The organism is Rahnella inusitata, from assembly GCF_018288855.1.
Classification (GTDB): Bacteria; Pseudomonadota; Gammaproteobacteria; order Enterobacterales; family Enterobacteriaceae; genus Rahnella; species Rahnella inusitata.
The window spans coordinates 883274-910173 of the sequence record NZ_CP065024.1; the positions used below are offsets into that span (position 1 = coordinate 883274).

Annotated in this window: 20 protein-coding genes and 3 tRNA genes; 19 read left to right on the forward strand and 4 right to left on the reverse strand. The window is 54.1% G+C overall.

Going from position 1 to position 26900, the window contains the following annotated elements:
- Positions 1 to 7: 7 nt before the first annotated feature.
- A complete protein-coding gene (locus I2123_RS04140; protein WP_213051844.1) occupies positions 8 to 1372 on the forward strand; it encodes a nucleobase:cation symporter-2 family protein in 1365 nt (454 codons plus the stop codon).
- 93 nt (positions 1373 to 1465) lie between these two features.
- Entirely contained in the window at positions 1466 to 2824 is a 1359-nt protein-coding gene (locus I2123_RS04145; RefSeq protein WP_213051845.1) for an 8-oxoguanine deaminase, read from the forward strand.
- 35 nt (positions 2825 to 2859) lie between these two features.
- On the opposite strand, the gene mscM is transcribed toward I2123_RS04145, so the two are convergent.
- The 3 genes from mscM to rsgA all read right to left on the reverse strand — a co-directional run bounded on the left by mscM (position 2860) and on the right by rsgA (position 8419).
- A complete protein-coding gene (gene mscM, locus I2123_RS04150; protein WP_213051846.1) occupies positions 2860 to 6228 on the reverse strand; it encodes a miniconductance mechanosensitive channel MscM in 3369 nt (1122 codons plus the stop codon).
- 39 nt (positions 6229 to 6267) lie between these two features.
- Positions 6268 to 7179, reverse strand: a complete 912-nt coding sequence (gene asd, locus I2123_RS04155; protein WP_112167977.1) for an archaetidylserine decarboxylase — start codon at positions 7177 to 7179, stop codon at positions 6268 to 6270.
- A gap of 202 nt (positions 7180 to 7381) precedes the next feature.
- A complete protein-coding gene (gene rsgA / locus I2123_RS04160) occupies positions 7382 to 8419 on the reverse strand; it encodes a small ribosomal subunit biogenesis GTPase RsgA (RefSeq protein WP_112167970.1) in 1038 nt (345 codons plus the stop codon).
- 89 nt (positions 8420 to 8508) lie between these two features.
- Between rsgA and orn the strand changes: the two genes are divergently transcribed.
- The 4 genes from orn (at position 8509) to I2123_RS04180 (ending at position 9635) form a co-directional block, all read left to right on the forward strand.
- Positions 8509 to 9054 carry an oligoribonuclease gene (gene orn, locus I2123_RS04165; protein ID WP_112167971.1) on the forward strand — a complete coding sequence of 182 codons (546 nt, stop codon included), beginning with the start codon at positions 8509 to 8511 and terminating at the stop codon, positions 9052 to 9054.
- 229 nt (positions 9055 to 9283) lie between these two features.
- Positions 9284 to 9359, forward strand: a tRNA-Gly gene (locus I2123_RS04170).
- Between the two features lie 74 nt (positions 9360 to 9433).
- Positions 9434 to 9509, forward strand: a tRNA-Gly gene (locus tag I2123_RS04175).
- A gap of 50 nt (positions 9510 to 9559) precedes the next feature.
- A tRNA-Gly gene (locus tag I2123_RS04180) sits at positions 9560 to 9635 on the forward strand.
- Positions 9636 to 9948: 313 nt separating this feature from the next.
- Here I2123_RS04180 and queG read toward each other — a convergent pair.
- Complete coding sequence (gene queG, locus I2123_RS04185) at positions 9949 to 11106, reverse strand: tRNA epoxyqueuosine(34) reductase QueG (protein ID WP_112168340.1); 1158 nt, start codon at positions 11104 to 11106, stop codon at positions 9949 to 9951.
- On the opposite strand from queG, the gene nnr reads away from it, so the two are divergent.
- From nnr to rnr, 13 genes are all read left to right on the forward strand, one after another.
- Positions 11105 to 12619, forward strand: a complete 1515-nt coding sequence (gene nnr, locus I2123_RS04190; protein ID WP_213051847.1) for a bifunctional ADP-dependent NAD(P)H-hydrate dehydratase/NAD(P)H-hydrate epimerase — start codon at positions 11105 to 11107, stop codon at positions 12617 to 12619. The genes queG and nnr overlap by 2 nt on opposite strands.
- A gap of 10 nt (positions 12620 to 12629) precedes the next feature.
- Positions 12630 to 13097 carry a tRNA (adenosine(37)-N6)-threonylcarbamoyltransferase complex ATPase subunit type 1 TsaE gene (tsaE, locus tag I2123_RS04195; RefSeq protein ID WP_112168338.1) on the forward strand — a complete coding sequence of 156 codons (468 nt, stop codon included), beginning with the start codon at positions 12630 to 12632 and terminating at the stop codon, positions 13095 to 13097.
- A gap of 7 nt (positions 13098 to 13104) precedes the next feature.
- Complete coding sequence (gene amiB, locus I2123_RS04200; protein WP_213051848.1) at positions 13105 to 14883, forward strand: N-acetylmuramoyl-L-alanine amidase AmiB; 1779 nt, start codon at positions 13105 to 13107, stop codon at positions 14881 to 14883.
- 36 nt (positions 14884 to 14919) lie between these two features.
- A complete protein-coding gene (gene mutL / locus I2123_RS04205; protein ID WP_213051849.1) occupies positions 14920 to 16839 on the forward strand; it encodes a DNA mismatch repair endonuclease MutL in 1920 nt (639 codons plus the stop codon).
- On the forward strand, positions 16832 to 17773 hold the full coding sequence (gene miaA, locus I2123_RS04210) for a tRNA (adenosine(37)-N6)-dimethylallyltransferase MiaA (protein WP_112168335.1): 942 nt from the start codon (positions 16832 to 16834) through the stop codon (positions 17771 to 17773). The genes mutL and miaA overlap by 8 nt, the downstream gene beginning before the upstream one ends.
- Before the next feature lie 114 nt (positions 17774 to 17887).
- Positions 17888 to 18199: an RNA chaperone Hfq gene (gene hfq / locus I2123_RS04215; RefSeq protein ID WP_056782484.1), complete on the forward strand. Its 312-nt coding sequence runs from the start codon at positions 17888 to 17890 to the stop codon at positions 18197 to 18199.
- Between the two features lie 98 nt (positions 18200 to 18297).
- Entirely contained in the window at positions 18298 to 19602 is a 1305-nt protein-coding gene (gene hflX / locus I2123_RS04220) for a ribosome rescue GTPase HflX (protein ID WP_112168334.1), read from the forward strand.
- 33 nt (positions 19603 to 19635) lie between these two features.
- Positions 19636 to 20928 carry an FtsH protease activity modulator HflK gene (gene hflK, locus I2123_RS04225; RefSeq protein WP_112168333.1) on the forward strand — a complete coding sequence of 431 codons (1293 nt, stop codon included), beginning with the start codon at positions 19636 to 19638 and terminating at the stop codon, positions 20926 to 20928.
- 2 nt (positions 20929 to 20930) lie between these two features.
- Complete coding sequence (gene hflC, locus I2123_RS04230; RefSeq protein WP_112168332.1) at positions 20931 to 21929, forward strand: protease modulator HflC; 999 nt, start codon at positions 20931 to 20933, stop codon at positions 21927 to 21929.
- Positions 21930 to 22024: 95 nt separating this feature from the next.
- Positions 22025 to 22225: a DUF2065 domain-containing protein gene (locus I2123_RS04235; RefSeq protein WP_213051850.1), complete on the forward strand. Its 201-nt coding sequence runs from the start codon at positions 22025 to 22027 to the stop codon at positions 22223 to 22225.
- Positions 22226 to 22369: 144 nt separating this feature from the next.
- Positions 22370 to 23668 carry an adenylosuccinate synthase gene (locus I2123_RS04240; RefSeq protein WP_213051851.1) on the forward strand — a complete coding sequence of 433 codons (1299 nt, stop codon included), beginning with the start codon at positions 22370 to 22372 and terminating at the stop codon, positions 23666 to 23668.
- A 227-nt stretch (positions 23669 to 23895) separates the two neighbouring features.
- Complete coding sequence (gene nsrR, locus I2123_RS04245; RefSeq protein WP_112168329.1) at positions 23896 to 24321, forward strand: nitric oxide-sensing transcriptional repressor NsrR; 426 nt, start codon at positions 23896 to 23898, stop codon at positions 24319 to 24321.
- 41 nt (positions 24322 to 24362) lie between these two features.
- Entirely contained in the window at positions 24363 to 26861 is a 2499-nt protein-coding gene (gene rnr / locus I2123_RS04250) for a ribonuclease R (protein ID WP_213051852.1), read from the forward strand.
- Positions 26862 to 26900: the final 39 nt, after the last annotated feature.

Here is a 26900-nt window from a genome sequence, read left to right on the forward strand (position 1 = left end):
ACCAGTTATGTCAGAATCCAACGAAAAAGAACTGCTTTATGGACTGGAAGAGCGTATTGCGCCGGTACCGGCTTTTTTCACGGCGGTGCAGCATGTACTGGCCAGCGTGGTCGGGATTATTACGCCGCCGCTGATTATCGGTTCGGTGCTCGGGCTTAACGCCTATCTGCCTTATCTCATCAGCATGTCGCTGCTGGCTTCTGGCATCGGAACATTTATTCAGGCGCGCCGGTTTATGTCGGTTGGCGCGGGAATGATTTGCCTGCAGGGCACCAGCTTTGCATTTCTCGGCGTAATCCTATCCGGAGGGATGCTGGTGAAAAGCCGTGGCGGTTCACCTGAAGACATTATGGCGATGATTTTTGGCGTGAACTTTGTTGCCGCGTTTATCCCGCTGCTGGTTAGCCGCTTTATCGGCCAGATGCGCCGGGTATTCACGCCTTTAGTGAGCGGAACGGTGATTGCACTGATCGGTATCAGTCTGATTAAAGTCAGCATCACCGACTGGGCGGGCGGACACGGCGCGGCGAATTTCGGTGCGCCGGCTAATCTCGGGCTGGGGGCGCTGACGTTGCTGGTGATCGTCGCCTGTAACCGGATCAACGTACGCTGGGTGCGTCTGGCCTCGATTGTATTGGGCATTATTGTCGGCTGCGTCGCCGCCGCGCTGAACGGACATCTGCCGCTAAAACCCGTGCAGGGCGACTGGTTTGCGCTGCCGCAACTGTTCCGATTCGGCTTTAAATTTGACTGGATTATCTTCGTGCCGATCGCGCTGGTTTCTTTCATCAGCATTCTGGAAGCCGTCGGTGATCTGACGGCAAACTGCATGCTCTCGCAGCAACCTATTGAAGGTGAGAGTTTCCGCAAACGGCTGAAGGGCGGCATTCTGGCCGACGGTATCAGCTGCATGGTTGCGGCGATGTTCTCCTCCTTCCCGAATACCACCTTCGCGCAGAACAACGGTGTGATTCAGATGACCGGCGTTGCCAGCCGTTTTGTCGGCATGTATATCGGCGGGGTGTTAGTTGTGCTCGGGCTGTTCCCGTTTATCGGCGGCATATTGCAGCAAATTCCCGCGCCGGTACTGGGCGGTGCGACGCTGGTGATGTTTGGCAGCGTGGTGGCAGCAGGTATCCGCATCATGACGCAGTCGCCGGTCGGTCGCCGCGAAATGCTGATTATCGCCATCTCCTTCGGTATCGGGCTGGGCATTGAAGCAGTACCGGAAGCGCTGGGGCAGTTCCCGCAAATCGTCGGGAATATCTTCGGCCATGCGGTCACCAGCGGCGGCGTGGTCGCCATTTTGCTGAATCTGCTGATGCCCGCCGAGCGCGTCAGCGTGGTGGCCGGGGAAGTTAAAGTTCACTGATTTCGCGCGCGTGCGCCCCTGGATCAGCAGACAGGGCATAACTGAGCTGACTCACTTTTTGAATTTTATTCCGACCAAAAAAGGATGTCAGTTATGTCAATACAACGTACGTGGATCCAGAATCCGCTGGCCGTTTTCACGGCAAATGAGCTGGATGCGCGCGGCGGTATCGTGATCGAAGGCACGAAGATTACTGAAGTATTAGCCGTCGGCCAAAGCCCTTCACAGCCGGTTGATCAGGTTTTTGATGCCACCGACTGTGTGCTGATGCCCGGCCTTATCAATACCCATCATCATTTCTATCAGACGCTGACCCGAGCCTGGGCGCCTGTGGTCAATGTGCCGTTGTTCCCGTGGCTGAAAAAGTTGTATCCGGTCTGGGCGCGTTTGCAGCCGGAAGCGCTCGGGCTGGCCAGCCGCGTGGCGATGGCCGAACTGCTGCTGTCCGGTTGCACCACTACAACGGATCACCATTATCTGTTCCCGCAGGGGATGGAAGAGGCGATCGATGTGCAAGTCGAAGTGGTGCGGGAATTGGGCATGCGCGCTTTACTGACGCGCGGTTCGATGAGCCTTGACGAGGAGCAGGGCGGTCTGCCGCCGAAACAGACGGTGCAGTCCGGTGAAACTATCCTGCGCGACAGCCAGCGGCTGATTGACCGCTATCATCAGCGCGGCGAAGGCGCGTGGATGCAGATAGCTCTGGCACCTTGTTCACCGTTCTCCGTTACCACCGAAATTATGCGTGAAAGCGCGATGCTGGCGCAGCGCGAAGATGTCCGTTTGCATACGCATTTAGCCGAAACGCTGGACGAAGAGGCGTTTTGTCTGAATATGTTTGGGCTGCGCACGGTGGATTATCTCGACAGCGTCGGCTGGCTGAATGACCGCACATGGCTGGCGCACGGCATCCATTTCAACGCCGATGAAATTACGCGTCTGGGTGCCGCAGGCACCGGTATTTGCCATTGTCCGGTATCGAATATGCGGCTGGCTTCCGGCATGTGTCCGACGCGCGATTTGGAAGCAGCCGGTGTTCCCATCGGCTTGGGTGTAGACGGTTCTGCCTCCAACGACGCGTCGAATATGATGTATGAAGCGCGGCAGGCACTGTATTTGCAACGCCTGCGTTATGGCGCGGAGTATGTTACGCCGGAACGGGTTTTAGGCTGGGCAACGCGAGGTTCAGCGAAGCTGATTGGGCGTGATGATATCGGGCAAATCGCGGTGGGAAAACAGGCGGATCTGGCGCTCTTCCGGCTGGATGAACTGCGTTTTAGCGGCAGCCATGATCCGATTTCCGCGCTGTTATTGTGCGGGGCTGAACGCGCGGACAGGGTGATGGTGGGCGGCAAATGGCGGGTGATTGACGGACAGATCGTGGATATGGATATCAAATCGCTGATTTCTCAGCACCGCAAAGCGGCGGCGGCGCTCATCGCCGAGTTGTAACGCTCAGGGGCAGACATTCTGCCCCTGAGTCTCTTTTATAAATCGCCCGGCGAACGTGAGCTGTTACCGCTACGGCCACTGCCACTGCCACTGCTGCTGGTAAAGGTCGCGTTATTGCCATTCTGCGCGCGATGCAAAGTTTCCATCCGCACCTGGAACGGTGGGAATGGCAGGGTGATGCCGTGTTCGCGGAATCCGGCCAGAATCAGCTGATGGATTTCGTGGCGTAGCGGCATACGGTGCGCCATTTCAGCGGCGTGCATACGCAGTTCGAAAATCTGAATACCCTGCTGCAAATCCACCAGATAGGCTTCCGGCACTGGCGTGTCCAGTACCAGCGAACAGCGGTGCGCGGCGTTGAGCAGAATTTCAGTCACTTCTTCGCTGTTGGCTTCCGAAGGTGCAGGCACCGTCAGCACCACACGGGTCACGGAATCGGACAGCGACCAGTTGATAAATTGCTCGGTGATAAAGGCCTTATTCGGCACGATGATCTCTTTGCGATCCCAGTCGGCGATGGTAGTGGCGCGGGTGTTGATCTTGGTGATGCTGCCGGTCAGATTACGGATCGTCACGGTATCGCCGATGCGGATCGGTTTTTCGAACAAAATGATCAGGCCGGAAATAAAGTTAGCGAAGATCTCCTGCAAACCAAACCCGAGCCCGACACCCAGCGCAGCGACCAGCCATTGCAGCTTCGCCCATTCGATCCCAATCAGTGAGAAGCCCACCAGGCCGCCAATCAGCAACAGCACGTATTTGGTGATGGTCAGCACGGCGTAACCGGTGCCCGGCGTCAGATCCAGGTGTTGCAGCAGCGCCAGCTCCAGCAGGGCCGGTAAATTGCGCACCAGCTGGGTGGTGATGATCAGCACCAGAATGGCGATCAGCACCGATCCCAGCGTGATCGGCTGCATGCTTTCGACGCCCTGAACGGTGGATGCTACCTGCCAGAGATGAATATTTTCCAGGAATGAGAATGCCGAATGGATTTCAGACCACAGGAAGATCACTGAGATAAGCGCGATAAGCGTCAGCAGCGATCGCACCAGACGCAGTGATTGCGCGGAGATCGCATCCAGATCGACCACCGGTTCTTCGATTTCCACCGTGCCTTCATTGCTGGTATTGGCATGGTGTCCTTCGTCTTCGCCGCGTGCCCGCTGGTTGAGCATTTCTGCACGGCGCTGTTTGGCGCGCTCAAAGGCGATACGGCGTCGCTGGATAAGCATCCAGCGGCGGATAATATGGTATATCACCAGCAGCACAAACCAGATGGCGACCGACGTCTCCAGACGTGCAAGCAACGCCTGCGACGTGGCGAGGAAGCCCATCAGCGAAGCCAGCGCGGCGACAATCGGTGCACCCAGCAGCATCCACCACAGCGCGTTATTGAGCATGTTCTCGCTGTTACCTTTCTTATCGAGGTACAGCGGAATGCCCGCGCGTTTCAGGCTGTGCGTCACCAGCGCGACGACCAGACACAAAATCACAAAGCACAGGCGGCCAAGGGTATTGGAGAATTCGCGATCGTTGAGATTATCAAAAGTAATCAGCGCCATAATCAGCGGCACAATCACCCAGATGGAGAGCGCGTAATAGCGCAGTGCGCGGGACACGGCGCGTTGCGGCCAGCCAAAGTGGGTGACGAACAACCCTTGCGGATGCGCCAGCGCAGCGCTGACCATAAATGCCCACAAGATCGGCAGCGTCGCGGTCACACCGTCGCCAATCGCCACGGCAATCGGATACGGCCATGCGCTTTGCAACCCGAAGCCCAGCGCCGCCCACAGCACCGGCAGCGGCATCGCCACCAGTATCGACCAGAACACGGTGCGCATCGTCAGCGAGAAATGATCCTGCGTAACTTTGCCCACCTTGCTGCTGGCGCGTGCCAGAAATGCGTAGTAGTGCTTGCGTGAACTGATGCTGATGATCACCAGAATCAGTGCGCCAAACAGCGGCAACAGAGTTTCTTTACTTGTGATCATCATCATTCCCGCGCCGCCCAGCTGGCTCAGCGAATCCAGAGACAGCAAGCGTTTCAGGTCATGCGCCAGCATCATCGGATAAGAAAGGCCGACCGGGCTGACGTCGGCAACCCAGAACAGGTAACGGTGCGCGGCTTCATGAACGTCATTCAGCGCTTCCACCAGTTGGCTGTTGGCCACTTTCAGCTTGGTCAATTCGAGAATTTGCGTGTCACAGCCGGAAAGCAGCGAATTGAGCAAATCGCGCTGCGTGCGCAGTTGTGCGTCGAGAATTTTTTGCTGCGCGGGGGTCAGCGGTTTGCCATCGTCCTGGCGCCCCTGACGGTAAACCGCCTGTTTATCGAGTAAATCTTCATAGTGCAGACGCTGAACGCGCAACTGGCCCATATCGCGGTCAAGCTGTTGCGGTTTCGGCATATCCGGCAGGCGTGAAACCTGCGCCCGCAGCGTTTCGCCTAGCAGATTGGACGCACCGAGCCACTGTGCCTGTTCACGAATGGTGTTGATCGCCTGACGGACCTGCTGCGTTTGCGCGGCTGCCTGACGTTGCTGAGAGGAAATCAGATCCATCCGTTGAGCCTGCTGGTTCAGCGCCAGTGAAAGTTCGCGGTTGGACTGCAATTGCTGGCTGATGGAATGGGGAAGTTCGCCACTCTGTTCTGCCAGCAGCTCGGTTTTTTCCAGCGCCTGTTCGGCTTCACGCTGACGCTGATTATTGAGCGTATTGCGCAAGGCTTGCAGTTGCTGATCCAGATAATCTGCACGCTTTTTGTAAAGATCGGCGCGCATCCGCGACAGTTCCTGCCGGTTATTCGACGAGAGTTGAGCCAGTTCAAGTTCATCAACTTTTGCTTTACGCGCCGCAGATTCCGCCTGTAAAGCGCTAAGCTGAGCCTGTGCCAGAATAGAAGACGTGGCCGCTGCCGCCTGAATACGCTGATCGATATCGCCCAGCGCATTGCGGGCTTCGGATTGCTGCTGCGGGATCTGACTGAGGGAATCACTGATATCGCGTGAGCGATCCTGCTCCTGACGCAGCTGACGGGTTTCTTCAAGCTGCTGACTGCTGATTTGCAGAATTTGCTGATCGAGTTCGGCACTGGATAAATCGGTGCTGACCGCAGGCGGCTTTTCAGGCTGATTTTGCAATTCCTGACGCAGGGACTGCGTCAGTTTCGGGAAGTCATCGATCACCTTTTGATATTCCGCCGTGCGCCCGGCAGACACTTTGGCCTCGTTCAGCCAGTTGAGGGCACTTTGCAATGCCTCAACCACCTGCGCCTGATTGGCCATTTCTTTGTTGGCTTCCGCCTGTTTCAGTTCCTGTTTAAGCTGATCTTCAGTCGGCGCTGCGCCTGCCATGAGCGGCAAAGACAGCAGTAAACTCATCAGCAAGGCGGGGATCAGGCGCACTCGTCACTTCCTTTTTTTCAGTTCTTTCTGACAGTCAGTTCAGACGAAATCAGTCGTCGTTGGTTCTTGCGGGGCAGCCGCTGGCGCACGCAGGGCTTCGGCAAAGGGTTCGCCCATGCGGGTAACCGTACCGTTGTTCAGCTGAGGCATAAAGCGAACCTGACCGGCGGCAAACAGGTTAATCACCGTTGAACCGAGTTTGAAGCGACCCATCTCCTGGCCTTTTTCCAGCGCGATCGCGCCTTCTTCACCGGCGGCAGGATAGGTCCAGCGTTTAATGATGCCTTCACGTGGCGGCGTAACGCAGCCAGCCCATACGGTTTCGATGCTGCCGACAATCGTGGCGCCAACCAGAATCTGCACCATCGGGCCAAATTCAGTATCAAACACGCTGATGACGCGCTCATTACGGGCGAACAGATTCGGCACGTTGGCGGCGGTCAGCGGGTTTACCGAGAACAAATCGCCCGGTACATAAATCATTTCACGCAGTACGCCGTCGCACGGCATATGCACGCGGTGATAATCGCGAGGTGCCAGATAAATGGTGGCGAACTGGCCGTCTTTGAACTGCTCAGCCAGCTGATAATTCCCTGCCAGCAACGCTTCGAGGCTGTAGAAATGGCCTTTTGCCTGGAACAGTTTGCCGTCGGTGATAGCCCCTAACTGGCTGACTGCGCCATCGGCGGGCAGGCAAAGCATGTCCAGGCCGCTGACGACAGGACGTGCGCCATCGCGCAGCGGGCGAACGAAGAATTCATTGAACGTGGCGTAAGACTTGATATCCGGGTTTTGTGCTTCTTTCATGTCCACGCTGTAAAAGCGTGCAAAGGCTTTGATCACCCAATGCGTTAGCGTGGCGGCACGTTTTTCCGCGCCCCAGCCTGCCAGACGGGTCAGACCTTGTTTAGGAAGTAAGTATTGAAGTTTGATTTTGATACTGTCCAGCACGGGGAAAACCTCTTGGATGGTATGAATGACCGGCTTGACCGGCCATTTCTGCAGGAGACCGTCAATCATCTGGACGGTCACACATCGTGTTATGGCGGAGGAGCGTTTTTACTGGCGCTGATTGTAACGGTGAGAAATCAACGGTTCAACGTCCGTTAACTTCCCCCGTTTATCATTAACCTGTTAGCTCAATGAGTTAACGTCAAAGTGCGTCGAAGTTTTTACGCGTTTTTACGTCTTCCATACTTTCGAGAATGCGATGGTAGTTGTCGAAACGCTCTTCGGCGATGTCGCCACGGTCCACGGCATCACGGATAGCACAACCCGGATCGCTGCCATGTTTGCAGTCGCGGAATTTGCAGTACCCGAGGAAAGGACGGAATTCGACGAAGCCCTGAGTAATTTGCTCTGGTGCGAGATGCCACAAACCAAATTCGCGGACTCCCGGTGAGTCGATGACGTCGCCGCCGCGCTGGAAGTGGTAAAGACGCGCTGCCGTGGTGGTGTGCTGGCCCAAACCAGAGTTGTCAGAGACTTCATTGACCACGATCTGTTTTTCTTCCGGCGGCAGCAGGGCATTGAGCAGGCTGGATTTGCCCACGCCTGACTGTCCGGCGAAAATACTGATGCGATCCGTCAATGCGGTTTCAAACGCGGGCATGCCTTCGCCGGTCTGGCTGGAGACTTCCAGCACGCGATAATTGATGCGGCGGTAAATAGCCATCATACCTTCGACGAATTTGCGGCCATCGTCGTCGAGCAGGTCAATCTTGTTGAGCACAATCAGCGGCTCAACTTCAACGGTTTCGCAGGCCACCAGATAGCGGTCGATAATGTTCAGCGACAGCTCTGGCAAGATTGCGGAGACAATAACGATCTGGTCAATGTTGGCGGCGATAGGTTTCACGCCGTCATAGAAATCAGGTCGGGTCAGGACGGAGGTGCGCTCGTGTACCGCTTCAACGATACCTTTTACGCTGGCGTTCTCGCCGGCGCGCCATACGACGCGGTCGCCGGTGACCAGAGAACGGATGGTACGGCGGATATTGCAACGGTGCTGGCTGCCGTCGGCCGCTTCAACGTCCGCATGCATCCCAAAACGGCTGATGACGATGCCGTCCTGCGGTTCGCCATGCAGAGAATCGTCCAGCTCTTTCCGTTTGTCGGTCTGTGTCAGACGACGCTGGTGGTTGGTCTGAACGCGACGTTGTTGCCCTTTAGACAGTTTTGACTTAGTCACTGCGCCTCACTTGACTGGCTTTAATCGCTCGGTGCGACCAAAACGTCTATGATACCAGCTATATCTCTTTCTTTGTAATAGGACACATCATGGCTGCAAATGACTCGAATTTAATTTGGATCGACCTGGAAATGACCGGTCTGGATCCTGAACGTGACCGCATCATTGAGATCGCCACGCTGGTGACCGACGCGCACCTGAATATTCTGGCCGAAGGCCCGACCATCGCCGTACATCAGTCTGACGCGCAGCTGGCGCTGATGGATGACTGGAATGTGCGCACCCACACCGGCAGCGGTCTGGTTGAGCGCGTGAAAGCCAGCCCGTTTGACGACAATGCGGCGCAGCAACAAACCATCGAGTTCCTGCGCGAGTGGGTGCCTGAAGGTAAATCGCCAATCTGTGGTAACAGCGTCGGGCAGGATCGCCGCTTCCTGTTTAAGTACATGCCGGAGCTGGAAACCTATTTCCACTATCGCTATCTGGACGTCAGTACGCTGAAAGAGCTGGTACGTCGCTGGAAACCCGAAGTGCTTAGCGGCTTTAAGAAAGAAAATACCCATAAGGCAATGGACGATATCCGTGAGTCCGTGGCTGAACTGGCCTATTACCGCGAGCATTTCATCCAGTTGTGATATCTGTAATCCTGCAAGCCGGATGATTTTAGGTATTTATTTTAAAAATCCTTATGAAAGCATGCAGGGCACAAAATCACCGCGTTTCGCCGATTAAATCACCGTCTTGATGGTTTAATCGGCACTTGAACGAAAATATCATTTTTTTGCTTTCAGGGGGTTGCGGCTAAAAGGATTTCTCGTATAATGCGCACCCCGTACCGATGAAGAATTTCGTTGAGTGCGCAGAGCGGGAATAGCTCAGTTGGTAGAGCACGACCTTGCCAAGGTCGGGGTCGCGAGTTCGAGTCTCGTTTCCCGCTCCAAATTTTTAAAGGTTCTAGATTCAACGTTTTATATGTATTCTTTGATACGTAAAACAAAAGCAGTGCCATGCGACGCGGGAATAGCTCAGTTGGTAGAGCACGACCTTGCCAAGGTCGGGGTCGCGAGTTCGAGTCTCGTTTCCCGCTCCAAAAAATTTCAAATGCTGTAAGTTTACAGCAGATGCACCAAGCATCTCTAAGCGGGAATAGCTCAGTTGGTAGAGCACGACCTTGCCAAGGTCGGGGTCGCGAGTTCGAGTCTCGTTTCCCGCTCCAATTTTCTTCTTCAATACAAAATCATTTCTTATCGCCAAACTCATGCGCAATCTGTGCGTGATAAATCCGATCCTTACACGATTTGTAGTAATGTTTTAAACAGACTTATCCACAGGTTTAGCTGTTTTTTTAAACTGTCTGTTTTTTGCACTCCCCCTATTGCCAATTTATAATTACTTGTTTTAAAACATAATATATTTATAGCGAAACGTTATGGTGATCACTTGCTTCTTTTTTTGCACTTGATTGGCAAAGCATTTTTATTTTTATGCACAGAAAATATGGCATTGCGAATTAACTGCTATGGGAATTGTCATGCATCTCGCGGCAACCCTTTTTCGACTGCGCGGATCAGCCGTTTCTGCTGCGAAGTTTGCACTTCCACACGATGTTCACTTCTTCTTTCGGTCTGTTGGCAAATTGCCCATTCGATATGCTCATCCAATAGCGCATTTTCCCCTGTCCGTGATTGCAACGCCGTCAGCACCTCTTCCGAGTAGGGCGCATTGCCCAATGCCACCGAAATATTCCGCAGCCAGCGCAAATGGCCGATACGACGGATAGGGGAGCCTTCGGTAATGCGCAAAAACTTCTCTTCCGTCCAGCCAAACAAAGCAATCAGCTCCGGAGCATGCAGCGCGGCGCGTGGGCTGAAATCCTCTTCGTCCGTCAGTTGTGAATAACGGTTCCACGGGCAAATCAGCTGGCAGTCGTCGCAGCCGTAAATCCGGTTCCCCATCATCGGGCGGAATTCTTCCGGGATCGCGCCTTCCAGCTCAATAGTCAGATAAGAAATACAGCGGCGGGCATCGACAGTATAAGGCGCGACAATCGCGCCGGTCGGGCAGGTGGTCATACAGGCGACGCACTTGCCGCACTTTTCTTCCTGTGGGGCATCGACCGGTAGCGGTAAATCAATCAGCAGTTCACCCAGAAAGAACCAGGAGCCAGATTCACGGTTAAGAATAAGTGAGTGTTTACCAACCCAGCCCAGCCCGGCTTTGGCTGCCAGAGGACGTTCCATAATAGGGGCGGAATCGACAAACGGGCGGAACGTCACCGCATGGTCAGATTGTTGTTCGGTGCAGTAAGCCTGAATCATGTCACCCAGCTTTTTCAGACGCTGGCGAAGCACTTTGTGATAGTCGCGCCCCAGCGCATAACGGCTGACGTAACCGAGTTGCGGGTTGTTCAGGGTTTTGGCAAAGGCGGCTTTGGCGGGCAAATAGTTCATTCTGACGCTGATCACCCGCAACGTACCGGGCAGCAACTCATGAGGACGCGCACGCAACATGCCGTGGCGCGCCATCCATTCCATCTCGCCATGATATTGTTTATCAAGCCAGTCCTGCAGTTTAGGTTCTTCTGCAGATAAGTCTGTATCGCAGATGCCAACCTGCTGGAAGCCTAGCGATTGGCCCCATTGCTTGATATGTTGAGCCAGTTGAACGAGATCGAGAGGGAGTGTCATGACGAACCAACGTGAAAAACGAAACGAGGCGAGTTTACCACATTCCGTATTTTCTGCTGAATGGCTGCGTAAGGTTGAAGGTCAGGCCGCGCAGGAAACAGGGATTTCTCTGTTCACGCTGATGCAGCGCGCAGCTGAGGCAGCTTTTTCGCTGACGCAGCGCACATATCCTGACGCCCGCCACTGGTTGGTTTTGTGCGGGCACGGTAACAATGGCGGAGATGGCTACGAGGTGGCGCGACTGGCAAAAAATGCGGGTCTGCGTGTGACGCTGCTGGCTGTCGAAAACGACAAAGCTCTTCCTGAGGAAGCGCAACAGGCACGTCAAGGCTGGCTGGCGTGCGGCGGTAGGGTCGGCTCTTCAAATGCGCAATGGCCAGAAGATGCTGATGTGATTATCGACGGACTGCTGGGCACCGGGTTATCGTGCGCCCCGCGCGCGCCGTACACTACTCTGATCGACGCCATAAATGCCGCCTCCGCGCCGGTCATTTCTCTGGATATTCCCTCCGGGCTTAACGCACAAACCGGGCAGGCTGCCGGCAGGGCAGTTCACGCCAATCACACCATCAGCTTTATCGCACTCAAACCGGGTTTACTGACCGGGCAGTCGCGCGATTACGTCGGCAGTCTGCATTATGATGCGCTTGGGCTGGATAGCTGGCTTAGAGGCCATACGGCATTGTTGCAGCGTCTGGATGTCACGCAGATTGGCCAGTGGCTGTCTCCGCGTCGACCTTGTTCTAACAAAGGCGAGCATGGGCGGTTAGTGGTGATCGGCGGTGATGTCGGCTTTGCCGGGGCTATCCGTATGGCGTCGGAAGCCGCATTGCGCACCGGTGCCGGATTAGTGCGAGTACTCACTCACAAACAACACGCCGGGCCATTACTCACCGCCAGACCTGAGTTGATGGTGCAGGAGCTGACGGCAGAATCTCTTAATGAGGCGTTGGAATGGGCGGATGTTATTGTCATCGGCCCCGGCTTAGGCCAGAAAACCTGGGGCAAACAGGCGCTGGAACGCGTAGCGAAATGTGATAAACCGGCCCTATGGGACGCAGATGCACTGAACCTGCTGGCAATCGCACCTGAGAAACGGCAAAATCGCGTACTGACACCGCACCCCGGCGAGGCAGCACGTCTGCTCGGTTGTACCGTGAAGGACATTGAGAGTGACCGCTTACTTTCTGTCAGGAAACTCGTTGACCAGTATGGCGGCGTGGTGGTGCTCAAAGGCGCAGGCACGTTAATCGCCGGCGAACAGGGCGAGCTGGCGGTAGCGGACGTTGGAAATGCCGGTATGGCATCAGGCGGCATGGGCGACGTGCTTTCTGGTATTATTGGCGGCTTGCTCGCTCAAAAACTGAATGTGTATGATGCGGCCTGCGCGGGAACAGTGATTCACGGCGCCGCTGCAGACGAAATCGCCCGGCGGCAGGGAACGCGCGGTATGCTGGCGACCGATCTTTTAGCGGTGATTGCTCCGTTAGTTAATCCAGACCTGAAGAAATAGATATCACTGAATGAATCAACTTACTCTCTCATTACCCGACGAAGCGGCAACGCTGCAACTAGGTGCTTCACTGGCGAAAGCCTGCGAAGGCTCAACGGTTATCCATCTGTATGGCGATCTGGGAGCCGGTAAAACAACCTTTAGCCGGGGATTTCTTCAGGCATTAGGGCATCAGGGCAACGTAAAAAGCCCGACGTACACACTGGTAGAACCCTATCAGCTGGACAGTATTGCGGTGTATCACTTTGATTTATATCGCCTGGCTGACCCTGAAGAGCTCGAGTTTATGGGCATCCGCGATTATTTCGCCCAGGACGCCATTTGTCTGGTCGAGTGGCCACAAAAAGGTGAGGGCGTTTTGCCTGAACCAGACATCGAGCTGACGCTGGATTATCAGCCTCAGGGACGTACGGCGACCCTTGTCGCGGTTTCTGAATCTGGCATGAATTTGTTGCATCGTGTTCAACAGCAAGGATGATTACGCGATGAACTCACGTATCACTTCTCTTTTTTCTTCGGCGGCGATGTTCATATCGACGCTGATGCTCTGTGCCGTGCTTGTACCTGCTTGCGCCTTTGCGGCGGGCATGAAAAATATCAATGTGTCCAACGGTGCATCGCAATCGACCGTTACCATTACCTTCGACGGTTCGCCAGATTATTCTTTTTTCCCGCTGCATAACCCTGAACGGGTAGTAATGGACATCCGTCAGGACGGCGTGATGAAAGGCCTGCCGCTGACCTTCAACGGGCAGAATCTGGTGACGCGCGTACGGGCGAGTACGCCGCCGAATGCGCAAAGTCAGCGTCTGGTTTTTGAACTTAATCAGAAGGTCAGAACCAACGCGACCAAACAGAAAGACGGCAGCCAGTACACCGTGGTGCTGACCATGAATGCCGCCGCCGCACCGCGAAATACGGCGCCAGTTTCCACTGTGACGAATACGCCGTCGCCAAATGCCAACAGAACGCCGGTGGTGTCGACGAAATCCAATCCGTTTACGAATGACAAGACCACCGTTGCCTCGACGGCCATCGCGCCAGACAACTCGCGTTCTTCCACTATTTCCACCAGCGACAGCAAAATCATTGTTGCCATTGATGCCGGACACGGCGGGCAGGATCCGGGTGCTATCGGCGCGGGCGGCCTGAAAGAGAAAAACGTCACTATCGCGATTGCCCGTAAATTGCAGGCGATCCTCAACGCGGATCCGATGTTCCAGCCGGTACTCACCCGCGATGGCGATTACTTTATTTCGGTGATGGGTCGCTCCGACGTCGCACGCAAGAAAAACGCCAATGTACTGGTGTCGATTCATGCGGATGCCGCACCAAGCCGCAGCGCGCGCGGGGCCTCGGTATGGGTGCTGTCGAACCGTCGTGCGAACAGTGAAATGGGTAACTGGCTGGAACAGCACGAGAAACAGTCTGAATTGCTCGGCGGAGCAGGCGATGTACTGGCCAATACCGCCTCTGACCCTTATCTCAGTCAGGCGGTATTAGACTTGCAATTCGGCCATTCGCAGCGCGTGGGTTATGACGTGGCGACCCGTGTATTGCGCGAACTGCGCAGCGTAGGCTCACTGCACAAAGCGAAACCCGAGCACGCCAGTCTGGGCGTATTACGCTCACCAGATATTCCTTCCCTGCTGGTGGAAACCGGCTTTATCAGTAACGGAACCGAGGAGCGGCTGCTTGGCAGCAGTGCGTACCAGGATAAAATTGCGCGAGCCATTCACATTGGCCTGCGTAATTATTTCCAGTCGCATCCGATACAAAACGGCCCAAAGGTCGAAAACCGTCCGCTGCTGGCCTCATCAGCAGCGGCGGGAGACAGTAGCCCGGCAGGCAACACAGCCGTAAATCAGCCTGGCCCGATTGAAGTGACCGCTGGTGCTGCGGGCGCCACGCAGATCCATAAAGTGACGCGGGGCGAAACGCTGACGGGGATTGCCAACAGTTACGGTACGACCAACGCGGCGTTGCGCGATCTCAATAAACTGAAAAAAGACGGCGTTTGGGTCGGGCAGAGATTGAAAGTGCCAGCGGGCACCCGCACATCAGCTGCAACGGGGGCGTCGGCTTCAACGGCGAAAGTCTCGAAAGCGGCGAAAAAGCCGTCGAAGCATAAGGTTCAGCGCGGCGATACGCTGTCAGCGATTGCCAGCAAATATGGCGTCAGCATGACGGACATTAAAACCGCCAACCACATGAAGTCCGGCGAGGTGCAGCTCGGCCAAACCCTGACTATTCCACAGTCGTAAAGGCGGTCTGACCGACCGTCTTCCACAGGAGCCGCTATGCCGATCAAGGTACTGCCCCCGCAACTGGCTAACCAGATTGCCGCGGGTGAAGTTGTCGAAAGGCCGGCTTCCGTAGTGAAAGAGCTGGTGGAAAACAGCCTCGATGCAGGCGCAACCCGTATTGATATTGATATCGATCGCGGGGGCGCCAAACTTATCCGCATACGTGATAACGGCTGCGGCATAGGTAAAGACGATTTAGCGCTGGCGCTGGCGCGTCACGCCACCAGCAAAATTACCTGTCTGGACGATCTGGAAGCCATTCTGAGCCTCGGATTTCGCGGCGAAGCGCTGGCGAGTATCAGTTCGGTGTCCCGCCTGATGCTGACCTCGCGCACGGCAGATCAAAGCGAAGCCTGGCAGGCCTACGCCGAAGGACGCGATATGGCGGTGACGGTGAAACCGGCCGCGCATCCGCAGGGTTCCACCGTCGAAGTGTTGGATCTGTTTTACAACACACCTGCTCGTCGCAAATTCATGCGCACTGAGAAAACTGAATTTACCCATATTGATGAAGTCGTCCGCCGTATTGCGCTGGCGCGTTTCGACGTTTCCGTCAATCTGAGTCACAACGGCAAGCTGATCCGCCAGTACCGTGCGGTAAAAGATCCCTCCCAGTCCTCCCGCCGTCTGGCGAGCATTTGCAGCCCGACATTTGTCGAGCACGCGCTGGAGGTTGAATGGACGCACGGTGATTTGGGCATCCGCGGCTGGGTCGCCGATCCTGCCGGATCGCGCAGCCTGACAGACATGCAATATTGCTATGTGAATAACCGCATGATGAAAGATCGCCTGATTAATCACGCGATCCGCCAGGCGTATCAGGATCAGCTTAAAGACGATCAGCAACCGGCATACGTGCTGTATCTGGATGTCGATCCGCATCAGGTGGATGTTAACGTGCATCCGGCGAAGCATGAAGTGCGGTTCCATCAGTCGCGGCTGGTACACGATTTTATCTATCAGGCAGTGATGTCGGTGTTGCAACAGGCGGGAAATCCGGTTCTGGCAGAACCGCAGGCGGAAGAAGAGACACCGCGATGGCAACCGGAAAATCGTCCGGCAGCGGGCGGCAATCATTTTTCGCAACCGGCAGAAAAATCAACGCACTCTCAGCGTGATAAACCGGCTTCGCGTGAAAACGTCTTCCCGGCAACGTCACGGGCCAGCCATCCTCGTGAGCCCGCGACGCAGAGCAATGAACCCGCTTACAATCGCGCGGAAGGCAATGTCTATCAGCGTTTATTACAACCCTCTTCCGAAACATTTTCCCTTCAGGAACCCACGCCTGCTGTGGCACAGGCCGCTAAGCCTGTGGCATCACCGGCCCGTACACTCACTGAACCGGCGCTGGAATCGCACAGCCAGAGTTTCGGACGCGTGCTGACGGTGTGCGCTGCGGAATATGCGCTGCTTGAACGCGGCAAACAGCTGGTGATGCTTTCGCTGCCGGTCGCCGACCGCTGGCTGAAATGGGCGCAGCTGACGCCGCCGGAAGAAGGATTGCGTCCGCAGCCGTTATTGATCCCGCTGAAGCTGACGGTCAATAAAGGCGAGATAGCGGTGCTGGCGAAAAATCAGCAGTTATTACAGCATTTTGGTTTAGAAATGCTCAGCGAGTCACAGCGTGTGACGGTCCGCGCAGTACCTTTACCATTACGCCAACAAAATTTACAAAAGTTGATACCTGACCTGTTAGATTACCTTGCTGTTCAGCAGGAGGTGACTTCTGATGCGGTAGCCATGTGGTTTGCCCGCCACTGTGGCTGCGAGCACGAGGTCTGGACAATTTCCCAGGCTATACAATTACTCACGGATGTTGAGCGTCTATGCCCGCAGTTGGTGAAATCGCCCCCGTCCGGACTTCTGCAACCTCTTGATTTACAGCCCGCGCTGGCGGCTTTTAAGCATGACTGATTCTGAAAAACATTCCGCTCCCCCGGCAATCTTTATTATGGGGCCGACCGCATCCGGTAAAACTGCGCTGGCGATGTCGCTGATGAAGCATCTCCCCGTTGAACTGATCAGTGTGGACTCCGCACTCATCTACCGCGGGATGGATATCGGCACCGCCAAGCCCACGGCGCAGGAGCTGGCGGAAGCCCCGCATCGTCTGATTGATATCCTTGACCCCACTCAGGCTTACTCGGCGGCCGATTTTCGTGCCGACGCGTTGCGCGAAATGGCAGAAATAACCTCACGCAATAAGATCCCGTTATTGGTGGGTGGGACTATGCTTTATTTCAAGGCGTTGCTTGAAGGATTATCACCGTTGCCTCAGGCTGATGCCACCGTGCGTGAACGCATCGAAAAGCAGGCGGCAGAGCAGGGCTGGAGCGCGTTACATGATCAATTACGCGAGATTGATCCGGTCGCCGCGAATCGAATTCATCCGAATGATCCGCAGAGACTGTCCAGAGCACTGGAAGTTTTTTATATTTCGGGTAAAACTTTAACGGAACTGACTAAAATTTCGGGTGAAACGCTGCCTTACCGCGTTCACCAGTTTGCAATTGCACCCACCCGCCGTGAAGTAATACATCAGCGGATTGAGGAACGTTTTAGTCAGATGTTGTCCAATGGTTTTGAAGACGAAGTCAGAACGCTGTTAGCTCGGGGCGATTTGCATACGGATTTGCCTTCCATTCGCTGTGTCGGCTACCGCCAGATGTGGTCATATTTATCTGGTGAATTCGATTACGATGAAATGGTTTATCGTGGTGTTTGCGCGACACGACAGCTGGCCAAACGCCAGATGACCTGGTTACGAGGTTGGGAGGAGGTTGAATGGCTGGATTCAGAGAAGCCGGACGAGGCCTTAAGCCGTGTAATTCAGGTTGTTAGTGCATAGGTTGGGTGATTGTGTACAATTGATGAGTACTCAACGCGCGAACTTTTTATGTGATTTATTTTCGAGCCGATAGGCTCAAAGTTACAAACAACAAACTAATAAGGAAAAGATAGAATGGCTAAGGGGCAATCTTTGCAAGATCCGTTCCTGAACGCATTGCGTCGCGAACGTGTTCCGGTTTCTATTTACTTGGTGAATGGTATTAAGCTGCAAGGCCAAATTGAGTCTTTTGACCAGTTTGTCATTCTGTTAAAAAACACGGTTAGCCAGATGGTGTATAAACACGCTATCTCCACCGTAGTGCCGTCCCGCCCGGTGTCACATCATAGCAATAATCCAGGTACGGGCAGCACCAATAACTATCATCAAGGCAGTACTCCGTCTGCGCAGCAACAGCCGCAGCAGGAAAACGATGACGCTGAATAAAGCGCAACGTTGGTCAACCACGAAGGGGTTCATAAGTATTTCCACTCTGCTTATGCACCCCCGGCTGTCGAATTTAATCCAAATGAGAGGTCGCAAGCTTGTTTGACCGTTATGAAGGCGGCGAACAGGCCGTTCTGGTTCATATTTATTTCTCGAGAGACAAAGACACGGAAGACCTGAGCGAATTCGAATCGCTGGTTTCTTCTGCCGGTGTAGAGGCGCTGCAAGTCGTCACCGGGAGCCGCAAGGCACCGCACCCTAAATACTTTGTCGGCGAAGGAAAAGCCCAGGAAATTGCAGACGCAGTCAAAGCAACGGGCGCTTCTGTCATCCTATTTGATCACTCGCTTTCTCCTGCCCAGGAACGAAACCTGGAAGCATTATGCGAATGTCGCGTTGTCGATCGCACCGGGTTAATTTTAGATATCTTTGCCCAGCGGGCACGAACACACGAAGGTAAGCTACAAGTAGAATTGGCGCAGTTACGCCACATCGCTACCCGACTGGTTCGCGGCTGGACACACCTTGAACGTCAGGGTGGCGGCATCGGTGCACGTGGGCCGGGTGAAACCCAGCTCGAGACTGACCGCCGCTTACTGCGCGACAGAATTACCCTGATCCTCAGCCGTCTTGAAAAAGTGGCTAAGCAGCGTGAAACAGGTCGTCGTTCGCGCGTACGTGCGGATATTCCAACGGTGTCTTTGGTGGGTTATACCAACGCCGGGAAATCCACACTTTTTAACCGTATCACTCAGGCCGATGTTTACGTGGCCAATCAGTTGTTTGCTACGCTGGATCCTACGCTGCGACGCATTATGGTTGCGGATGTCGGGGAGACGGTTTTGGCGGACACCGTAGGGTTTATTCGTCACCTGCCCCATGATTTAGTTGCCGCTTTTAAAGCAACATTGCAGGAAACCCAACAGGCATCTCTGTTATTACATGTTATTGATGCAGCGGATATCCGGGTTGAAGAAAATATCGACGCGGTAAATACGGTGCTGGCAGAGATCGAAGCAGATGAAATACCTGCGCTGTTAGTGATGAACAAAATAGATATGCTGGATGATTTTGTTCCGCGTATCGATCGCAACGAGGAGAATTTGCCGATCAGGGTCTGGCTTTCAGCCGTGACCGGTGAAGGTATTCCGTTGCTCTTTCAGGCATTAACGGAGCGACTCTCTGGCGAAATCGCGCAGCATGAATTGTGTTTGCCGCCGGAAGCAGGCCGCCTTCGTAGCCGTTTTTACCAGCTTCAGGCGATAGAAAAAGAATGGATTGAAGAGGATGGTAGTATTGGTCTGATGGTGCGAATGCCCATTATTGACTGGCACCGCCTCTGCAAACAAGAGCAGGAACTGGCCAGCTATGTCCGCAACCAGAGTCTGTCTGATTTGTCCTGAAGAACACCAATCATAGAATAATGGAGCTATAACATGGCGTGGAATCAGCCCGGTAATAACGGACAGGACCGCGACCCCTGGGGCAGCAGCAATAATAATAGCGGCAACTCTGGTGGAAATTCTGGTGGAAATAATGACAACAAAGGCGGCCGCAATCAGGGGCCACCTGACCTGGATGATATCTTCCGTAAACTCAGCAAAAAACTGGGCGGTTTCGGTGGAAAAGGTTCAGGCAACAACAATAACAACAACGGTACGCCATCAGGTTCCGGTCACGGAATGAGTGGCAGCCGGATGGCGGGCATCGCGGTTGCCGCGGTGGTGGTTATCTGGGCTGCGACGGGTTTCTATACCATTAAAGAAGCCGAACGTGGCGTGGTCACCCGTTTTGGTAAGTTCAGCCATCTGGTTGAGCCGGGCCTGAACTGGAAACCGACCTTCATCGATCAGGTACGCGCAGTGAACGTAGAATCGGTACGTGAGCTGGCCGCATCGGGTGTGATGTTGACCTCTGATGAGAACGTGGTGCGTGTTGAGATGAACGTACAGTACCGCGTAACCGATCCTGAGGCCTATTTGTTCAGCGTCGCCAACCCTGACGACAGCCTGAGCCAGGCGACTGACAGCGCATTACGTGGCGTTATCGGCAAATACACGATGGATAAAATCCTGACTGAAGGCCGTACCACCGTGCGTAGCGATACCCAACGTGTACTGGAAGAAACGATTCGTCCGTACAAAATGGGTATCACCATTCAGGACGTTAACTTCCAAACCGCACGTCCGCCTGAAGAAGTAAAAGCCTCCTTCGATAACGCGATCGCTGCCCGTGAAAGGGAACAACAGTCGATCCGTGAAGCAGAAGCCTACGCTAACCAAATCCAGCCTCTGGCCAATGGTGAAGCTCAGCGCCTGCTTGAAGATGCTAAAGCTTACAAAGATCGTACCGTGCTGGAAGCGCAGGGTGAAGTCGCCCGCTTCTCTAAACTGTTGCCTGAATATAAAGCCGCGCCGGAAATTACCCGTGAGCGTCTGTATATCGAGACAATGGAAAAAGTCCTCAGTCACACCCGTAAAGTTCTGGTGAGTGACAAAGGGAACAACCTGATGGTGTTACCTCTGGATCAAATGCTGCGTGGCAACAATGCTGCGGCCAGCGATACCAAAAGTGATGAAACAGGTTTGTTGCCTTCCGTTCCGGGTTTAACTGGCAATAATGGCAAAAGCAGTGCCGATAGCAGCAGTTCCCGTTCGTCTGGCAGTGTCATGGATCAGCGTCGTGTGAATGCACAACGTGACGATACACTTCGCGTAGGGAGAGAATAACAATGCGTAAGTCGATTTTACTTATCGTCGTTGTGGTGCTGGTGGCGCTTTATGCCTCACTGTTTGTCGTTCAGGAAGGTCAGCGCGGTATCGTGCTACGTTTCGGCAAAGTTCTGCGCGACAGCGATAACAAACCTCTGGTGTATGCGCCGGGCCTGCATTTTAAAGTTCCTTTCGTGGAATCCATTAAAATGCTCGACGCACGTATTCAGACCATGGACAACCAGGCCGACCGTTTCGTGACCAGCGAGAAGAAAGACTTAATCGTCGATTCTTACTTGAAATGGCGTATCAGCGATTTTAGCCGTTACTATCTGGCAACGGGCGGCGGTGACGTCTCTCAGGCAGAGATTCTGCTTAAACGTAAATTCAGTGACCGTCTGCGTTCTGAAATTGGTCGCCTGGATGTGAAAGACATCGTGACCGATTCGCGTGGCCGTCTGACGCTGGATGTCCGTGATGCGCTCAATACCGGTAGCGTAGGTGATGAGCCTGAAGCCACCACCGAAGCGGATGATGCGATTGCCTCTGCAGCCAAACGTGTTGAGCAGGAAACTAAAGGCAAACAGCCTGCAGTTAACCCGAACAGCATGGCAGCGCTGGGTATCGAAGTTGTCGATGTACGTCTGAAACAAATCAACTTGCCGGAAGAAGTGTCCAGCGCGATTTACGATCGTATGCGCGCTGAGCGTAATGCGGTTGCATTGCGTCACATTTCTCAGGGTAAAGAAGAGGCGACCAAGATTCAGGCTGCAGCGGATTACGAAAGAACCCGAACTGTTGCTGAAGCAGAACGTACTGCACGTATCACCCGCGGTGAAGGTGATGCCGAAGCGGCGAAACTGTTTGCTGATGCATTCAACCAGGATCCTGACTTCTACGCATTCATTCGTAGCCTGCGTGCTTACGAGGCCAGCTTCAAGAGCGGTAACGACGTCATGGTGTTAAGCCCTGACAGCGATTTCTTCCGCTTCATGAAGTCACCTGAAAAAAATAAATAATTGCTTCTGCAATTTCCAAAAGGCCCTGAGGGGCCTTTTGTCTTTTCTAAAACCCTTCTGTTTTTTCTCAAGGGAAGCACAGAGACACTCTGAACATGAATTCGACAATTTTGCTGGCGCTGGCATTAGTTTTGGTTCTTGAAGGCCTGGGCCCGATGCTTTATCCAAAATCATGGAGAAAAATGATCCTGGCTTTAGCAAATCTTCCGGACGCGGTTTTACGCCGTTTTGGCGGGGCACTTGTGGTTGCAGGCTTCGTAATTTACTACATGTTGCGTACGCATCTCGGTGGCTGAGCTTTTGTTACATGTCAGGTGTCACGTCTGCCCGAGACCGGTAGCACGCAATTGAAATTTTTCCCGCAAACGTATGCTAAAAGTACTGGAAAGCACAGAATGAGATGTTAGAATCCTTTTTTAAGCAACCTGGTGATTCTTGAGATGGGTAAGAACGTCGTCGTACTCGGCACTCAATGGGGTGATGAAGGGAAAGGCAAGGTCGTAGACCTGCTTACTGAACGGGCTAAATATGTTGTGCGCTATCAGGGCGGTCACAACGCCGGTCACACTCTGGTTATCAACGGTGAAAAAACCGTTCTTCATTTAATTCCTTCTGGCATTCTGCGTGAAAATGTCACCAGCATCATCGGTAACGGTGTTGTTCTGGCGCCTGACGCCTTAATGAAAGAAATGGGCGAACTTGAAGCTCGTGGCATCCCTGTACGCGAACGTCTGTTACTCTCTGAAGCCTGCCCGCTGATCCTGCCTTACCATGTCGCCTTAGACATGGCGCGTGAAAAAGCGCGTGGCGATAAAGCTATCGGCACCACCGGTCGCGGTATCGGCCCGGCTTATGAAGATAAAGTTGCCCGTCGCGGTCTGCGCGTTGGCGATCTCTTCAACAAAGATACTTTCGCTATCAAGCTGAAAGAAATCATCGATTATCATAACTTCCAGCTGGTCAACTACTACAAAGTCGAAGCCGTTGATTTCGAGAAAACGTTGCAAGAAGTCATGGCTATCGCCGACATTCTGACGGCAATGGTAGTTGATGTGTCTGAGCTGCTGGATGGCGCGCGTAAGCGTGGCGATCTGATCATGTTCGAAGGCGCGCAGGGTACGCTTCTGGACATCGACCACGGTACCTATCCGTACGTAACCTCATCCAACACCACCGCAGGCGGCGTCGCTACCGGTTCTGGTATTGGTCCACGTTACGTCGATTATGTACTGGGTATCGTAAAAGCCTATTCCACCCGTGTAGGTGCAGGTCCGTTCCCAACAGAACTGTTCGACGAAACCGGCGAGTTCCTGCGTAAGCAAGGTAACGAGTTCGGCGCGACCACCGGTCGTAGCCGTCGTTGCGGCTGGCTGGACATCGTTGCTGTGCGTCGTTCTGTGCAGATCAACTCCCTGTCTGGTTTCTGTCTGACCAAACTGGACGTGCTTGACGGTCTGAAAGAAGTGAAGCTGTGTATTGGTTACCGCATGCCTGATGGCCGCGAAATGACCACAACACCGCTGGCAGCAGAAGGCTGGGAAGGTATCGAGCCAATCTACGAAATCATGCCAGGCTGGACAGAAACCACCTTTGGTGTGAAACAGGTCGAGAAACTGCCACAGGCAGCACTGAACTACATCAAGCGTATCGAAGAGCTGACCGAAGTACCGGTTGATATCATCTCGACAGGCCCTGATCGTAGCGAAACCATGATTCTGCGTGACCCGTTTGACGCATAACAGCCTGAGCTGATTGCGTAAAAACGTCATAACCGGGCTAATTTGCCCGGTTTATTTTTTTCTGCCTGTCTGCGCTTGTTTACTTCCCATAAAGCATCCACTATTTAAATGATTAGCCGCAAACTTGCTGGCTGGTTTATCATCATTGTGTTTTCTTAAAAAAATCAATTTTTCCCTTAATCTTCATTGATGTGGAAAGAACGGGTAAAAACTACCCAGAGGTATGTGTGCAGTTAACGAGTTTCACTGATTATGGTTTGAGAGCGTTGATTTATATGGCGTCGTTGCCTGACGATCAGATGACCAACATTTCGCAGGTCACCGAGGTTTACGGTGTGTCGCGTAACCACATGGTGAAAATCATAAATCAGTTAAGTCGTGCAGGTCTGGTGACCGCCGTTCGCGGAAAGAATGGTGGCATAAAGCTGGGTAAACCGGCACAGACAATCCGCATTGGCGATGTGGTTCGCGAACTCGAGCCGCTTTCACTGGTCAACTGTGACAGTGACTTTTGTCATATCACGCCCGCATGCCGGCTAAAACACGTCCTGCACACTGCTGTAGAACATTTTCTTGATGAGCTGAATCAGTACACTCTGGCCGATATGGTCAAAGATAACTCGCCGCTCTACAAATTATTGCTTGTTGAATGAAAGACTTTCAACAAACTGCTGATGGCAACGGAGGAACCGCTATGTCAAAAGATCCATTCCTGGAACGAGAAGCAGAAAAATACGAATCACCTATTCCCAGTCGTGAATTTATTCTCGAACACCTCGCGAAACGTGAAACACCTGCCAGCCGTGAAGAAATCGGTAACGAACTGAACCTGTCCGGCGAAGAAGCGCTGGAAGCCCTGCGCCGTCGTCTGCGTGCGATGGAGCGTGATGGCCAGCTGGTCTTCACACGCCGCCAGTGCTACGCGCTGCCGGAACGCCTGGATTTACTCAAAGGTACGGTGATTGGTCATCGTGATGGTTACGGCTTCCTGCGCCTTGAAGGCGTGAAGAAAGACGACGTTTACCTTTCTGCTGAACAAATGAAAATGTGTATCCACGGTGACGTGGTATTAGCACAGCCGGTCGGAACCGACCGTAAAGGCCGCCGTGAAGCGCGCATCGTGCGTGTCCTGGTGCCGAAAATGAGCCAGATCGTAGGCCGGTACTTTACTGACGCTGGCGCCGGTTTTGTAGTGCCCGATGACAGCCGCCTGAGCTTCGATATCCTGATCCCAGCCGACGCTATTAACGGTGCGCGCATGGGCTATATGGTCGTGGTCGAGCTGACTCAGCGTCCGACCCGCCGTACCAAAGCGGTCGGTAAAATTGTCGAAGTGCTGGGCGATAAAATGGGCACCAGCATGGCGGTCGATATCGCACTGCGCACCCATGAAATCCCGCACGTCTGGCCGCCACAGGTGCTGAAACAGGTCGAAGACCTGAGCGAACAGGTGCCGGAAGAAGCGAAAAAAGGCCGCGTCGATTTACGCAGTCTGCCGCTGGTCACCATTGATGGTGAAGACGCACGCGACTTCGATGACGCCGTGTACTGTGAGAAAAAACGCGGTGGTGGATGGCGCCTGTGGGTGGCTATCGCCGACGTGAGTTATTACGTGCGTCACGGCACCGCGCTGGATGACGAAGCGCGCAGCCGCGCCACGTCCGTGTATTTCCCGTCGCAGGTTGTTCCGATGCTGCCGGAAGTGCTGTCCAACGGCCTGTGCTCCCTGAATCCGCAGGTGGACCGTCTGTGTATGGTCTGCGAGATGACCATTTCTGCGCAAGGTAAGCTGACCAGCTCCAAATTCTACGAAGCGGTGATGAGTTCCCACGCCCGTCTGACCTACAACAAAGTCTGGCGCATCATTGATGGTGACGAAGAGCTGCGTGAGCAATATTCTCCGCTGGTTAAGCATCTGCAAGAATTGCACACCATGTACAAAATGCTCGATCAGGCACGTGCAGAACGTGGCGGTATCGCCTTCGAAACGGAAGAAGCGAAGTTCATCTTCAACGCTGAACGCCGTATCGAACGTGTCGAACCGACCGTACGTAACGACGCACACAAACTGATTGAAGAGTGCATGATCCTCGCGAACATCGCGGCGGCGCGTTTTGTTGAAAAGCATAATGAACCTGCGCTGTTCCGTGTGCATGACCGTCCAAGCGATGACCATATCTCCGCGCTGCGCAGCGTACTGGGCGAGTTAGGTCTGGTGATGGGCGGTGGCCTGAAACCTGATCCGAAAGATTACGCTCAGATTATGGATGAACTGGCGGGGCGTCCTGACCGCGAAATGCTGCAAACTATGTTGCTGCGTTCGATGAAACAGGCGATTTATGACCCGGAAAACCGCGGTCACTTCGGTCTGGCGCTGCCGTCCTACGGGCACTTTACGTCACCGATTCGTCGTTATCCGGATCTGGCACTGCACCGCGCCATCAAGTACCTGCTGGCGAAAGAGCACGGTACACTGAAAGATCGCTGGACGCCGACCGGCGGCTGGCACAGTGATTATGAAGACATGCTGCAACTGGGCGAGCATTGTTCGATGGCAGAACGCCGTGCGGACGAAGCTACCCGCAACGTGGCTGACTGGCTGAAATGCGACTTTATGCAGGATCACGTCGGTGAAGTCTTTACCGGCACCATCGCCAGCGTAACCGGTTTCGGTTTCTTCGTGCGTCTCAACGATCTGTTCATCGACGGTCTGGTCCACGTTTCCTCTCTGGACAACGACTACTACCGTTATGACAACATCGGACAGCGTCTGGTGGGCGAATCTTCAGGTGCGGTTTACCGCCTGGGTGACACGGTGGAAATCCGCGTTGAAGCCGTTCACATGGACGAGCGTAAAATCGATTTCGCTCTGGTTTCCAGCACCCGCAAGGCGCGCGGTGAAGGTAAAACAGCGCGCGATCGCGAGAAGAAAGGCGGGGAGCGCACTATGCGTTCCACCGCACCTGCTAATGCAGGTCGACGCCGCACAGGCAAAAAAGGCGCTAACTTCGAGCCGGACAGCGCATTCCGCAAAGACGACGCGAAGCCTGCAAAGCCGAAGAAAGAAAAAGCGGTGAGCGCAGTGGGCAAAGACGGTAAGCCGAAGAAAGCCAAAAAGCCTTCTGATAAAACGGCGAAAATTGCTGCGGCGACCCGATCTAAACGCGCTAAGAAAAAGTCAGTAGAAAGCTAAGCCTGACGGGCGATTCTTCTATGATAGAATCGCCCGCAA

What these genes read in the sequence shown, in the direction of transcription:
- I2123_RS04140 (WP_213051844.1), top strand. Translation starts at nt 8, where the DNA reads ATGTCAGAATCCAACGAAAAAGAACTGCTTTATGGACTGGAAGAGCGT.
- I2123_RS04145 (WP_213051845.1), top strand. Translation starts at nt 1,466, where the DNA reads ATGTCAATACAACGTACGTGGATCCAGAATCCGCTGGCCGTTTTCACG.
- orn (WP_112167971.1), top strand. Translation starts at nt 8,509, where the DNA reads ATGGCTGCAAATGACTCGAATTTAATTTGGATCGACCTGGAAATGACC.
- nnr (WP_213051847.1), top strand. Translation starts at nt 11,105, where the DNA reads ATGACGAACCAACGTGAAAAACGAAACGAGGCGAGTTTACCACATTCC.
- queG (WP_112168340.1), bottom strand. Translation starts at nt 11,106, where the DNA reads ATGACACTCCCTCTCGATCTCGTTCAACTGGCTCAACATATCAAGCAA.
- tsaE (WP_112168338.1), top strand. Translation starts at nt 12,630, where the DNA reads ATGAATCAACTTACTCTCTCATTACCCGACGAAGCGGCAACGCTGCAA.
- amiB (WP_213051848.1), top strand. Translation starts at nt 13,105, where the DNA reads ATGAACTCACGTATCACTTCTCTTTTTTCTTCGGCGGCGATGTTCATA.
- mutL (WP_213051849.1), top strand. Translation starts at nt 14,920, where the DNA reads ATGCCGATCAAGGTACTGCCCCCGCAACTGGCTAACCAGATTGCCGCG.
- miaA (WP_112168335.1), top strand. Translation starts at nt 16,832, where the DNA reads ATGACTGATTCTGAAAAACATTCCGCTCCCCCGGCAATCTTTATTATG.
- hfq (WP_056782484.1), top strand. Translation starts at nt 17,888, where the DNA reads ATGGCTAAGGGGCAATCTTTGCAAGATCCGTTCCTGAACGCATTGCGT.
- hflK (WP_112168333.1), top strand. Translation starts at nt 19,636, where the DNA reads ATGGCGTGGAATCAGCCCGGTAATAACGGACAGGACCGCGACCCCTGG.
- hflC (WP_112168332.1), top strand. Translation starts at nt 20,931, where the DNA reads ATGCGTAAGTCGATTTTACTTATCGTCGTTGTGGTGCTGGTGGCGCTT.
- I2123_RS04235 (WP_213051850.1), top strand. Translation starts at nt 22,025, where the DNA reads ATGAATTCGACAATTTTGCTGGCGCTGGCATTAGTTTTGGTTCTTGAA.
- I2123_RS04240 (WP_213051851.1), top strand. Translation starts at nt 22,370, where the DNA reads ATGGGTAAGAACGTCGTCGTACTCGGCACTCAATGGGGTGATGAAGGG.
- rnr (WP_213051852.1), top strand. Translation starts at nt 24,363, where the DNA reads ATGTCAAAAGATCCATTCCTGGAACGAGAAGCAGAAAAATACGAATCA.